Genomic DNA, 12,177 nt, shown 5'->3' with positions numbered 1-12,177 from the left:
CGATGGGGAATCGCTGTACAGCCCGCGAACAAATCGCTGTACATTTTAGACGCAACCCATCAGCTGGCGTTTGTCAACCTAAGAGACAATGGTCTCGTTAGTGGCTGACCTTCTGCTCGCCGGGAGGCGTTTCCAACCAATTCTCGATAGAGGAATCATCAATGAGCAAAATTCTCGCAATCATGATCGCTGGCCTGTTCGCCGCTGGCGCTTACGCCCAGAACCCCACCGGCACCACGCCCGAGCAAGGGAACGCCACCAACAGCAAGCCGCAAGCCCGCGCCGAAGCCAAGAAGGAAGCCAAGCCCGCAGGCCAAGTGGCCCCTCCCGCTGGCGACATCGCCAAGACGCCCGAAGGCGGCACGTTCGGCGCCGACAAGGCTGGCGTTGCTGGCGAAAAGCGCGCCCAGACCCGCGACGATCGCCGTCGCAACAAGGACGGCAGCGTGAAGCGCAAGGCCACCCAAGGCGGTACGCCCGACATGCCGGGCGCCAAGTAAGCCAGCCCTGGCCCTGAAAAGAAACGCTCTTCGGAGCGTTTTTTTTCGTCTGCCGTGGGCGAGACGGCTGTCAACCGGGGGCAGCAGGCTCCGTTGAGGATTGACCTTCTTCAGGAAGGTGATCCATATCAACAATCTCAAAGGATGTCTCATGAACAAGCTGCTCGCAGCCCTCGTCGCCGGTCTCTTCGCAGCCGGCGCATTCGCGCAAACCCCGCCCGCACCGGCACCGGTCGCACCTGCCGCCGTTCACAAGGCGAAGCAACCAGCGAAGCACGCCGTCAAGAAGCACAAGGCTCGCCATCACGTGGCCAAGGCGCACACGGCTGCAGCCAAGAAGGTGTAAGCTTCCAGATTCACCGGCAATGCCCGCATCAGCGGGCATTTTTATTGGCCCGGCGTCCTCGAATCCTTGGGCCCCGTCCTGAAAGAAGCCCCGATGTTCCAGCGTTTTGCCGCCCTGCTCCTGCTCGCCGCCGCCCTGATGGGCTCCTCCGCGCAGGCACAGCAGCAACCCCAGACCGACCTGCAACGCACCAAGCTGTCCGTAGGCCTGTATACGATCGATGCGCAAGTCGCACAGACGCCCCGGCAGCGGGAGATCGGCTTGATGTTCCGCAAGGAGATGCCACAGGCCGAAGGCATGATCTTCGTTTTCGACCAGCCGGCCACCCAGTGCTTCTGGATGCGCAACACGCTGCTGCCGCTGACCGCCGCCTTCGTGGCGGATGACGGCCGCATCGTCAACCTGGCCGACATGCAGCCCATGACCGAGAACTCCCACTGCTCCGAGGAGCCCGTGCGCTTCGTGCTCGAGATGAACCAGGGCTGGTTCGCCAAGAAGAACATCAAGAAGGGCGCCAAGCTCGGCGGCGAGCTGTTCGCCGCTTCCAAGCGCTGAGCGGCTGAGCGCCCGCCTTCCTCCGGACCACAAAAAAGCCGACCCTCGGGTCGGCTTTTTCATTGGGAGAGCCCGGCTCAGCCGAAGTTCTTTGCTGCGAAGTCCCAGTTCACCAGCTTGGCCAGGAAGGTCTCGACGAACTTCGGGCGCAGGTTGCGGTAGTCGATGTAGTAGGCGTGCTCCCAGACGTCCACCGTCAGCACCGGGGTGTCGCCGGTGGTCAGCGGCGTGCCCGCGGCGCCCATGTTCACGATGTCCAGCGAGCCATCGGCCTTCTTCACCAGCCAGGTCCAGCCCGAGCCGAAGTTGCCCACGGCCGACTTCACGAACGCTTCCTTGAAGGCGTCGTAGCTGCCCCACTTGGCATCGATGGCCTTGGCCAGCGCACCGCTCGGAGCACCGCCGCCCTGGGGCTTCATGCAGCTCCAGAAGAAGGTGTGGTTCCAGATCTGGGCGGCGTTGTTGTAGATGCCGCCGCTGGACTTCTTGACGATGTCCTCCAGGGGCATCGACTCGAACTCGGTGCCCTTTTGCAGGTTGTTGAGGTTCACCACGTAGGCGTTGTGGTGCTTGCCGTAGTGGTACTCGAGGGTTTCCTTCGAGTACTCGGGTGCCAGCGCGTCGAGGGCGTATGGCAGGGGTGGGAGCACATGTTCCATGGTTTTTTCTCGTGGGTTGGTTGTGGGGAATAAAGGATTCTAGAAAGGAATTACGTACCGGGCGTCGGACGCGTTCCCGTTTTGCCGGGCGTCACGGTCAGGTCGACCGATCCATCGGTGAGCCGTGCGACCACGGCGTCGCCCGCACTCAGCTTCTTTGCGCTGACGATCGCGCGGCCGTCGGCATCGGTGAGCCAGGCATAGCCGCGCTGGAGCACCAGCGCAGGATCGAGCAGCCGCAGGCGCAGAGCAACCCGTTCCAGCCGCTCGCGCCGCTGAGCCATCGCGCGCTCGAGCTTGAGCGGGAAATCGGCGGAGATTGCACGCGGCACCTGAGCAAGCCGCTCGGCCCTGGACAGCAGCGCATAGCGCAGCCGCTGCGAATGGTGAGCGAGCCGCAGCTGCTGGCGGGCCACCAGTCCGGAGGGCCGTCCCAGGCGCGCTGCCGCCTGGTCGAGGCGCTGCCCCAGCACATCAAGACGCGCACCCAGCGCATCGTCGAGCCGCTCGCCCAACAGGTCGAGCGCACCGAGCCATATCGCCTGGGGCGCGCTGACGAGTTCCGCCGCCGCCGTGGGCGTCGGCGCACGCAGGTCGGCGCAGAAGTCGGCGATAGTGAAGTCGGTTTCGTGGCCGACGCCGCAAATCAGCGGAACCGGGCTTTGGACGATGGTGCGCGCCAGGGCTTCATCATTGAACGCCCAGAGATCCTCGATGGAGCCGCCCCCGCGCACCAGCAGGATCACATCGACGGCCGGCTGCAGCGCGTACAGCGATTGCAGCGCGCGCACGAGTTCCGCCGGTGCATTGGCGCCCTGCACCGCCGCCGGCGCCAGGACGACGGGAATGTGCGGCACCCGCCGCCTCAGCGCCGTGACCACGTCGTGCAGCGCCGCAGCGCCGAGCGAGGTGACGAGGCCGACCGCGCGCGGCATGACGGGCAGCGCCCGCTTGCGTTCCGGATCGAAGAGCCCCTCGGCCTCGAGACGCGCCTTGCGCTGCAGGAATTGCTCGAACAGCGCACCCTGGCCGGCGCGCTGCAGGCTTTCGACCACCAGTTGCAGGTCGCCGCGGGGCTCGTACACCGCCAGCCGCCCGCGCACCTCGACCTGGTCGCCGTCGCGAGGGGAAAAATCGAGCAAGCCCGCCGCGCGCCGGAACATCGCGCAGCGCAGCTGGCCGGACGGGTCCTTGAGCGCGAAGTAACAATGTCCACTCGACGCACGCGAAAAGCCGGAAATCTCCCCGCGCACCGCGACCGGGTTGAAGCGCGCATCGAGCGCATCGGCCACCGCTCGGCACAGCGCGCCGACAGCCCAGATCCGCGGGCCCGGCGTTGGATTCGAGTCACGCAGGTTCACAGGACGCCCGCGCGGCCGGCGGCCACTCTTCCACAGCAGGTTGCCCGGCCTCGGTGCCGCGGCCTCGATGCGGAACAGGTGCACGGTTTGCCGTGCAAGCTGTTGATTTCATTGGAAAAAGCACTGCTCAAAATTCAATCGATCTAGCGGGAGGCCCGCCCCATGCGGGTCCGGACAAGTTGCGCAGCGGGTTAATCACAAAGTTATCCACAGAATCTGTGCGTCTTCGCTGACATGCAAACAAGCCGCGTGGCTATGGTGGCCTCGGGGGATAATCGCCGCGCATTTGCAGTCTACGGGGCCGGAGGATTCCTTGTTTTCCATCATAGTTGCCGCGGGCTGGCCGATTTGGCCATTGCTCGCCTGTTCGATCATCGCGCTCGCCTTGGTTATCGAACGTTTCACAAGCCTCAAGACCGTGAGGGTTCTGCCGCCCAAGCTGCTCGACGAGGCCATTACCGTGTCGCACGGCGCCGTACCCGGGCCCGACGTGGTGACCAAGCTCGAGCGCAACTCGATGCTCGGACAGGTGCTGGCCGCCGGCCTGCGGGCGCTCAATGCCAATCCGCGCTGCACCGAGGAAGACCTGCGCGCGGCCATGGAGGCCTCGGGCCGCACCGTGGCGCACAAGCTGGAGCGCTACCTGCCGGCGCTGGCCACCATTGCATCGGCGGCGCCGCTGCTCGGCCTTCTGGGCACGGTCATCGGCATGATCGAGATTTTCGGGTCTCAATCGCCCGGCAGCGGCGCGGTGGGCTCCGGGAATCCCGCGCAGCTGGCGCACGGCATTTCGATTGCGCTCTACAACACGGCTTTCGGCCTGATCGTGGCCATTCCGACCTTGATCTTCTGGCGCTATTTCCGCAGCCGGGTCGACGAATACCTGCTCAATCTCGAACTGTCGGGCGAGCGCTTCGCCCGACATTTGAACGCGTTGCGGAAATGATCGGCTTCGCGTCACTTGCCACTGCGTGTGCAGCGCTGCCCGGCGGAGGCTTGCCATGACCCGCGGCCGCATGCAGTTTCGCCATGGCGCGCGCGACGAGCCGGAGATCAACCTGATCCCGTTCATCGACGTGCTGCTGGTCGTCCTGATCTTCCTGATGCTGTCGACCACCTACAGCAAGTTCACCGAAATGCAGCTTCGGCTGCCAACGGCGGACGTCGATTCGCAGCGCGACTACCCCAAGGAAGTGATCGTCGCGGTCTCCGCCGACGGCCGCTACTCGATCAACAAGAAACCCGTGGCCGACCGCAACGTGGACACCGTGGCCGCCGCACTCGGGGCAGCAGCCACTGGCGGCAAGGACAGCGTGGTCGTCATCAGCGCCGACGCCAGCAGCCCGCACCAGGCCGTGATCACGGTGATGGAAGCCGCGCGCCGCGTGGGCCTGGTGCAGATCACTTTCGCAGCCCAGTCGACGGCGCAAGCAGGGCACTGAGTGCCGTCGCAGGGCCGCAGCACCACCGGCACCACCGGCTCGATCGCTGTGCCGGCCTCGCGGCTGCAGCGTGCCTGGCTGCATCGCGGCGCACTGGCCTGCCTGCTGTGGCCCCTGTCGTTGCTCTACGCAGCGCTTTTCGGGCTGCGGCGCTGGCTCTACCAAATCGGATGGCGCACGACCGAACGCGTCCAGGTGCCGGTGATCGTGGTCGGCAACGTGATTGCCGGCGGCGCCGGCAAGACCCCGGTCGTGATGGCGGTTGTCCGGCATCTGCAGGCCCGCGGCCTGCGCGCCGGCGTGGTGTCGCGCGGCCATGGCCGCCGCACAGGCGACTGCCGCGAAGTGCAGGACCAAAGCAACGCCCAGGATGTCGGCGACGAACCGCTCCTGATTCGCCGCGCCACCGGCGCGCCGGTGTTCGTGGCGCGGCGCCGCATCGAGGCCGCGCGCTCCCTGCTCGCCCGGCACCCGGCCACGCAGGTCATCGTGAGCGACGACGGGCTGCAGCACCTGGCGCTTGCGCGCGACATCGAGATCTGCGTGTTCGACGACCGCGGCGTGGGCAACGGCTGGCGGCTGCCCGCGGGCCCGCTGCGCGAGCGCTGGCCGCGCCCGTGCGACCTGGTGCTCCACAGTGGAGAGCACCCCGCGTTCGAGAGCGGATACACCGCAACCCGCGCGCTGGCGCTGGACGCCGTGGCGAGCGACGGGAAACGCACCCCGCTCGATGCGCTTGCCGGCGAACCGGTGATCGCGCTGGCGGCCATCGCACGGCCCGAAGCGTTCTTCGGCATGCTGCGGGCGCGCGGACTGACGCTTGCCGAGACGATCGCCCTGCCGGACCACTACGATTTCGATGGCTGGCAGCGCCCCGCCCACACTGGGCGGCGTCTCGTCTGCACCGAAAAAGATGCCGTCAAGCTGTGGCCCAGGGCGCCCGACGCGCTTGCAGTGCCGCTGGACTTCGCACCCTCGCCGGAATTCTTTGCCGCGCTCGACGCAAAGCTATCATCGCTCGATGGATACCAAGCTGCTTGAACTGCTCGTCTGCCCCGTCACCAAGGGCCCGCTGACCTGGAACCCGGAGAAGCAGGAGCTCTGCTCGCGCAGCGCACGCCTGGCCTATCCGGTGCGCGACGGCATTCCCGTGCTGCTCGAGAACGAAGCCCGCACGCTGTCCGACGAAGAGCTGGGGCTGTGAGCTTCACCGTCCTGGTGCCAGCCCGGCTGGCTTCGACGCGGCTGCCCAACAAGCCGCTGGCCGACATTGCCGGCCTGCCCATGGTGGTGCGCGTGGCCCGGCGTGCCAGCCAATCCGCAGCCACGCGCGTGGTGGTGGCCGGGGACAATGCGTCCATCGTCGCGGCATGCAGGACACATGGCGTGGAAGCCATCCTGACCCGCCAGGACCACCCGAGCGGCTCCGACCGCCTGGCCGAAGCCTGCGAGCAATTGGGGCTGGACGGCAGCGACATCGTCGTCAACGTCCAGGGCGACGAGCCGCTGATCGACCCTGCGCTCATCGACGCCGTGGCATCCGCACTGGCGGCGCATCCTGAGGCCGACATGAGCACGGCGGCCCACGAGATCGACTCGCTCGACGACTTCCTGAATCCGAACGTGGTGAAGGTGGTGCTCGATGCACAGGGCAACGCGCTGTATTTCAGCCGCGCGCCCATTCCGTGGTGGCGCGACGGTTCCGCCAACGGTGCGCCACCCTCCGTGCTGCCCGCACCGGCGCCGCTGCGGCATATCGGCATCTACGGCTACCGCGCCGGCTTCGTGCGCAGCTTTCCTTCGCTGGCACCCGCACCCGTCGAGGCCACCGAAGCACTCGAACAGCTGCGCGCGCTGTGGCACGGGCATCGCATCGCGGTGCACGTCAGCCACGTCGCACCTGGGCCCGGCGTCGATACCCCCGCGGACCTCGAGCGCGTGCGCGCGGCCTTCGCCGCCGATCCGGCGCGCTGAAAAAGTGCGCTGCGGCGGGGGTAGCGGCGGAAATTCTTCACGTGCTCGCATGCTATCCTCGACGCAATTCCGCCTTGCCCCGCTCCCGGGCTGACGCTTGGCGCGACACAAGATCGAAGAACCCTCCGAGGACACCATGAGACTAATTTTGCTGGGCGCGCCCGGGGCGGGCAAAGGCACGCAAGCGGCCTTCATCTGCCAGAAATACGGCATTCCTCAGATTTCGACCGGCGACATGCTGCGCGCCGCAGTGAAGGCCGGCACCCCGCTCGGACAGCAGGCCAAGGCCGTCATGGAGTCGGGTGGCCTCGTGAGCGACGACCTGATCATCAACCTCGTGAAGGAACGCATCGCGCAACCCGATTGCACCGGCGGTTTCCTGTTCGACGGCTTCCCGCGCACCATCCCGCAGGCCGACGCCATGAAGGCGGCCGGCGTCAAGCTCGACTACGTGCTCGAAATCGACGTGCCGTTCAGCGACATCATCGAACGCATGAGCGGCCGCCGCTCGCATCCTGCGTCGGGCCGCACCTACCACGTCAAGTTCAACCCGCCCAAGGTCGAGGGCAAGGACGACGTCACGGGCGAAGACCTGATCCAGCGCAAGGACGACGAGGAAGAAACCGTGCGCAAGCGGCTCGAGGTCTACAGCCAGCAGACGCGTCCGCTGGTCGACTACTACTCGGCCTGGGCCAAGGCCGATCCGGCCTCGGCGCCGAAGTACCGCGCCATCAAGGGCGTCGGCAGCGTCGACGAGATCACGCAGCGCGCGCTCGCGGCCCTCAGCAGCTGAATCTCGTCGGCTGCCCGTGGCCGCCGCGCTCAGGCGGCCGCCGTTCCGAGCAGTTGCAGCATCAGCGCGATGCGCGCCTTGACCGGCGTCAGCGCACCCGCGTCCCGCAGCAGATCGCCGGGCTTCGGCAGGATGCGTCCGTTTGCGCAACGGGTTGCACGCAGCACCGCCACGCCGGCATCCTGCGCCCGCAGGGCGGCGGCCTCGAGCGCCTGGTGCACCGTGCCATTGCCGGTCGCGGCCACAACCAGCCCGCGAACCGGTTCGGCAACGCCCGCTGCCCGCTCCTGCAACAGCAGGTCGATGAGCGCGCCGCTTGCGCCTGCATGGCTGGTGACGATCTCGACCCGGGGCCAGCGCATCGCCGCACCTGCCTTTGCCTCGGGAATTTTCGGAACCGCACACACCGGCTGCGGCCAGTCGCGCAGGCGCCGCACCGCGCCCTCTTCCACGTAGCCGACCGGTCCTGCATCGCCCGATGAAAACGCATCCGGGCGGTAGGTGTGCACCTTCTGCACATCCAGCGCACCGTGGATGGCACCCGCGCAGACCACCGTCACGCCGTGCGCCGCCGGCGTGGCCGCGACGGCGATGGCATCGCGCACGTTCTGCGGACCATCGGGAGAGAGCGAGCTGGCCGGGCGCATGGCGCAGGTGAGCACCACGGGCTTGCCGGGCGCAAGCACCGCCTGGAGAAAGAAAGCCGTTTCCTCGATGGTGTCGGTGCCGTGCGTGATCACCACGCCCGCCACGTCGGCCTCGGCCAGCCAGAAGGCGCAGCGCCTGGCGAGCTGCAGCCAGACGTCGAAAGCCATGTCCTTGCTGTCGAGTTGCGCCACCTGCTCCGCCACGAGCGCCAGGCCGGCGGGCGCATCGATGCCGCCGAGCAGGTCCGCCACACCCACCTCTCCAGCGGTGTAGCCGATGTTGTCGGTGCCGCTCGCCGCCCGGCCTGCGATGGTGCCGCCAGTGCCCAGGACCACGACGCGCCGCAGGCTGGGCGAAAGGGAATTAACCATGGGTTGCCAACTTTTAAAAACTGGTTAAAAATACAGGTACTGGATATTCAGCCAGTGCCGCAAGGAACCACATATGCAGTTCGCCGTGAAGCTTACCGCCCGCCAGCAGCAGATCCTGGACTTGATCCAGAGCGCCATCGCCCGTACCGGCGCTCCGCCCACGCGGGCCGAAATCGCCAATGAGCTGGGTTTCAAGTCGGCCAATGCCGCCGAGGAGCACCTGCAGGCCCTGGCCCGCAAGGGCGTGATCGAACTCGTGAGCGGCACTTCGCGCGGCATCCGGCTCAAGGGCGACGCGCTGCGTTCGCTCAACGAGTCGCGCCACCGTGAAGGCGGCCAGTTCTCCCTCTCGCTGCCCGGCATGTCGCAGCTCGCGCTGCCGCTCATCGGTCGCGTGGCGGCGGGCTCGCCCATCCTCGCGCAGGAGCATGTCGACCAGACCTATTACGTCGAGAACACGCTGTTCCAGCGCCAGCCCGACTACCTGCTCAAGGTGCGCGGCATGTCCATGCGCGACGCCGGCATCATGGACGGCGACCTGCTCGCGGTCCAGGCCACCAAGGAGGCGCGCAACGGCCAGATCGTGGTGGCCCGCCTGGGCGACGAAGTCACGGTCAAGCGCCTCAAGCGCAACAAGCAGGTCATCGAGCTGCATGCAGAAAACCCCGACTACCCGACCATCGTGGTTCAGCCCGGCGAGCCCTTCGAGATCGAAGGACTGGCGGTGGGCCTGATCCGCAACACCATGCTGATGTAGGCCGCGCGGCCTGCACCCCATCCGGCCGCAACAGGTGGCGGGCGTATGGCGCGTTGTCGCCATCACCCTGTTGCGTCCATTCAAAGAAATCCTGCCTGTGTTCAACCTCAGACTTTTTTGGAGTTCACATGGGAATCGCCCTCCTCGCCATCGCTGATTTGTGGATGCCGCTGCAATCGCTTGCAAGCCGGCTGCTGCCGGCACGCCGCCCGGCTCGCCGCGAGACCGGCAGCACCTCCGCCGGCTTGCGCTACGTTGCGGTCCGGCCGGCCTGCACGGCCCGCGCCCACGCGGCAGCCCCCAGCGCGGCGCCGGCGCCCGTGCGGCCGCTGCGCGTCATTCGTGTGGTCGACGGCCACCAGGGCGAAGGGCGCAGCACCAACCGCATGGTGATTTCGGGCCGCATGGCCGATGTCTGTGCCGAACTCGACCGCCTGGCGGCACTCGAGGCGATGGAAACCATCAGCGCCACGCCCCGCTCCACCCAGCTGCACTGAACCCGTGCACCCCCGGTGACCGTTACCCGGGGTGGGTATCCAAACGTTCACACGCGCGTCATGCCAATGCTGCGAGGCACAATGGCACGCCATGAACATTGTGATCCTCGACGATTACCAGGACGCCGTGCGCAAGCTGCGCTGCGCCGCCAAGCTGGACGCGTACGCAGCCAAGGTCTACACCAACACGGTCAAGGGCATCGGCCAACTCTCGGTTCGGCTGAAGGATGCCGACGTGATCGTGCTGATCCGCGAGCGCACCCACATCTCTCGCCAGCTGATCGAAAAGCTTCCCAAGCTCAAGCTCATTTCGCAAACCGGACGCGTCGGCGGCCATATCGATGTCACGGCCTGCACGGAACGCGGGGTGGCGGTGGCCGAGGGCACCGGCTCGCCCCAGGCGCCTGCCGAGCTGACCTGGGCGCTGATCATGGCGGCCATGCGCCGCCTGCCGCAGTACATCAGCAACCTCAAGCACGGGGCCTGGCAGCAATCGGGGCTCAAATCGGCCTCCATGCCGCCCAATTTCGGGCTGGGCTCGGTGCTCAAGGGCAAGACGCTCTGCATCTGGGGCTATGGCCGCATCGGCCAGCTGGTGGCGCGCTACGGGCAGGCCTTCGGCATGCAGGTGGTGATCTGGGGGCGCGAGGCAAGCTGCGCCAAGGCCCGCTCCGACGGCTTCCAGGTGGCGCAGAACCGCCACGAGTTCTTCGCCGCGGCCGACGTGCTGTCGGTACATCTGCGGCTCAACGAGGAAACCACCGGCCTGGTCAAGCTCGAGGATCTTTCGCGCATGAAGCCGACGGCGCTCTTCGTCAACACCTCCCGTGCCGAACTGGTCGAGGCCGACGCCCTGCTCGCTGCGCTCAACCGCGGCCGGCCCGGGCTGGCGGCCGTCGACGTGTTCGAGAGCGAGCCGCCGCTGCAGGGCCATGCGCTGCTGCGGCTGGAGAACTGCATCTGCACGCCGCACATCGGCTATGTCGAGCAGGACAGCTACGAAAGCTACTTCGGCCAGGCTTTCGACAATGTCGTGAGTTTCATCAAGGGCAATCCCACCAACATCGTGAATCCCGGCGCGCTGCAGGTTCGCCGGTGACCGCATGAGCCGCCGGGCCGCGCCCCGGGGCGCACTGTGGGCCTTGCTGGCCGGCAACTTCGTGATCGGCACGGGCGTGATGGTGGTGCCCGGCACGCTCAATGAAATCAGCGCGTCGCTGTCTGTCTCGGTGGCGACAGCGGGCCAGCTGATCACGGTCGCCGCGGTCGTGATGTGCCTGGGCGCGCCACTGCTGGCGGCAGCGGTCGCAGGCTGGGACCGCCGCCAGCTGCTCGCCCTCACCTTGCTCTGGTACGCGGCCGGGCACGCCGTTGCGGCCCTGATGCCGAGCTTCGGCGCCCTGCTGCCGGTGCGCATGCTCACGGTGGTGGCGCCTGCGATCTTCACGCCCCAGGCCGCGGCCTGCGCCGGCATGCTGGTGCCGCCGGAGCATCGCGGCCGCGCCGTGACCTTCGTCTTCCTGGGCTGGTCGCTGGCCTCGGTGCTCGGACTGCCCATCGGTGCGCTGGTGGGCGGCCATCTCGGCTGGCGCATGGCTTTCGGGGCGATCGCGCTGCTGAGCATCGCGAGCGCGGCATCGATCTGGCTGACCCTGCCGCAAGGGATCCGTCCCGCGGCGCTGACGGCGGCAGCCTGGTCGCGCGTGCTGCGCAGCCCGGTGCTGATGGGCATCGTCTCGGTCACGGCGCTGCAGGGGGCCGGCCAGTTCGTGCTGTTCAGCTATTTCGGGCCGATCCTGAAGCGGGACTTCGGCGCGGACCCCACCACGCTGAGCCTGATGTGGGCGCTGTTCGGCGTGTTCGGCCTCGCGGGCAACATGCTCGTGAGCCGGTTCATCGACCGCGTCGGCGCGGGCCGCATGGTGCTGCTGACGAGTTCGCTGATCGCGTTGAGCCTGTTCCTGTGGCCATGGGCCGGCACGCTGCCGTGGCTGGCGGCGGTGCTCGTGCCCTGGGGCCTGGGCTGCTTTGCGACCAATTCGGCACAGCAGGCGCGGCTGGTCGGCCTGGCCCCCGCGCTCGCACCGGGCTCGGTGGCGCTGAACAGCTCCGGCATCTATGTCGGGCAGGCGGTGGGGGCCGGGCTGGGTGGATGGCTGCTCGCCAACGACGCGGTGGCGTGGATGAACTGGGCCGGTTTTGCCCTGCTGCTTGCGGCCATCGGCCTGAGCGTGGCCATCGACCGCAGCCGCCGGCCGGCCTGATCGCGCGGCG

Annotated in this window: 16 protein-coding genes; 13 read left to right on the top strand and 3 right to left on the bottom strand. The window is 67.4% G+C overall.

What is annotated here, in order from left to right:
* Positions 1-161: 161 nt before the first annotated feature.
* The 3 genes from EJO66_RS15755 to EJO66_RS15745 all read left to right on the top strand — a co-directional run bounded on the left by EJO66_RS15755 (position 162) and on the right by EJO66_RS15745 (position 1,401).
* A complete protein-coding gene (locus tag EJO66_RS15755; protein ID WP_124959521.1) occupies positions 162-500 on the top strand; it encodes a cell envelope biogenesis protein TolA in 339 nt (112 codons plus the stop codon).
* Positions 501-651: 151 nt separating this feature from the next.
* Positions 652-846, top strand: a complete 195-nt coding sequence (locus tag EJO66_RS15750; RefSeq protein ID WP_124959520.1) for a hypothetical protein — start codon at positions 652-654, stop codon at positions 844-846.
* A 93-nt stretch (positions 847-939) separates the two neighbouring features.
* A complete protein-coding gene (locus tag EJO66_RS15745; RefSeq protein WP_124959519.1) occupies positions 940-1,401 on the top strand; it encodes a DUF192 domain-containing protein in 462 nt (153 codons plus the stop codon).
* Positions 1,402-1,478: 77 nt separating this feature from the next.
* Here the strand turns inward: EJO66_RS15745 and EJO66_RS15740 are convergent, their stop codons facing one another.
* The gene (locus EJO66_RS15740) at positions 1,479-2,060 is read right to left on the bottom strand and encodes a superoxide dismutase (RefSeq protein WP_125965565.1); all 582 of its coding nucleotides are present in this window, start codon (positions 2,058-2,060) and stop codon (positions 1,479-1,481) included.
* A 50-nt stretch (positions 2,061-2,110) separates the two neighbouring features.
* Positions 2,111-3,421: an exodeoxyribonuclease VII large subunit gene (gene xseA, locus EJO66_RS15735; protein ID WP_125965654.1), complete on the bottom strand. Its 1,311-nt coding sequence runs from the start codon at positions 3,419-3,421 to the stop codon at positions 2,111-2,113.
* Positions 3,422-3,734: 313 nt separating this feature from the next.
* On the opposite strand from xseA, the gene EJO66_RS15730 reads away from it, so the two are divergent.
* The 6 genes from EJO66_RS15730 to adk all read left to right on the top strand — a co-directional run bounded on the left by EJO66_RS15730 (position 3,735) and on the right by adk (position 7,630).
* Positions 3,735-4,367 (top strand): MotA/TolQ/ExbB proton channel family protein, encoded by a 633-nt coding sequence (locus EJO66_RS15730; RefSeq protein WP_124960573.1) that lies wholly within the window; start codon positions 3,735-3,737, stop codon positions 4,365-4,367.
* 70 nt (positions 4,368-4,437) lie between these two features.
* On the top strand, positions 4,438-4,863 hold the full coding sequence (locus EJO66_RS15725) for an ExbD/TolR family protein (protein WP_399281637.1): 426 nt from the start codon (positions 4,438-4,440) through the stop codon (positions 4,861-4,863).
* Positions 4,864-5,904 carry a tetraacyldisaccharide 4'-kinase gene (lpxK, locus tag EJO66_RS15720; RefSeq protein ID WP_124960568.1) on the top strand — a complete coding sequence of 347 codons (1,041 nt, stop codon included), beginning with the start codon at positions 4,864-4,866 and terminating at the stop codon, positions 5,902-5,904.
* Positions 5,885-6,067, top strand: coding sequence for a Trm112 family protein (locus EJO66_RS15715; protein ID WP_007836935.1), 183 nt, complete (start codon positions 5,885-5,887; stop codon positions 6,065-6,067). The genes lpxK and EJO66_RS15715 overlap by 20 nt, the downstream gene beginning before the upstream one ends.
* Positions 6,064-6,837, top strand: a complete 774-nt coding sequence (kdsB, locus tag EJO66_RS15710; RefSeq protein ID WP_124960567.1) for a 3-deoxy-manno-octulosonate cytidylyltransferase — start codon at positions 6,064-6,066, stop codon at positions 6,835-6,837. The genes EJO66_RS15715 and kdsB overlap by 4 nt, the downstream gene beginning before the upstream one ends.
* Before the next feature lie 136 nt (positions 6,838-6,973).
* Complete coding sequence (gene adk, locus EJO66_RS15705; RefSeq protein ID WP_124960566.1) at positions 6,974-7,630, top strand: adenylate kinase; 657 nt, start codon at positions 6,974-6,976, stop codon at positions 7,628-7,630.
* Between the two features lie 29 nt (positions 7,631-7,659).
* Here the strand turns inward: adk and EJO66_RS15700 are convergent, their stop codons facing one another.
* Positions 7,660-8,649, bottom strand: a complete 990-nt coding sequence (locus tag EJO66_RS15700; protein ID WP_125965564.1) for an asparaginase — start codon at positions 8,647-8,649, stop codon at positions 7,660-7,662.
* A 73-nt stretch (positions 8,650-8,722) separates the two neighbouring features.
* Here EJO66_RS15700 and lexA point away from each other — a divergent pair, with 73 nt between their 5' ends.
* The 4 genes from lexA to EJO66_RS15680 all read left to right on the top strand — a co-directional run bounded on the left by lexA (position 8,723) and on the right by EJO66_RS15680 (position 12,167).
* Complete coding sequence (lexA, locus tag EJO66_RS15695) at positions 8,723-9,406, top strand: transcriptional repressor LexA (RefSeq protein ID WP_012747744.1); 684 nt, start codon at positions 8,723-8,725, stop codon at positions 9,404-9,406.
* A 128-nt stretch (positions 9,407-9,534) separates the two neighbouring features.
* On the top strand, positions 9,535-9,903 hold the full coding sequence (locus EJO66_RS15690) for a hypothetical protein (RefSeq protein WP_124960564.1): 369 nt from the start codon (positions 9,535-9,537) through the stop codon (positions 9,901-9,903).
* Between the two features lie 91 nt (positions 9,904-9,994).
* Positions 9,995-11,002 (top strand): D-2-hydroxyacid dehydrogenase family protein, encoded by a 1,008-nt coding sequence (locus EJO66_RS15685; RefSeq protein WP_012747742.1) that lies wholly within the window; start codon positions 9,995-9,997, stop codon positions 11,000-11,002.
* Between the two features lie 4 nt (positions 11,003-11,006).
* Entirely contained in the window at positions 11,007-12,167 is a 1,161-nt protein-coding gene (locus EJO66_RS15680) for an MFS transporter (RefSeq protein ID WP_124960563.1), read from the top strand.
* Positions 12,168-12,177: the final 10 nt, after the last annotated feature.

Origin of the sequence: Variovorax beijingensis (assembly GCF_003951285.1) — a bacterium.
Lineage (GTDB): Bacteria > Pseudomonadota > Gammaproteobacteria > Burkholderiales > Burkholderiaceae_C > Variovorax > Variovorax beijingensis.
Note: the sequence above shows the minus strand (reverse complement) of the source record. Positions and strands in the feature narration are given on the sequence as shown.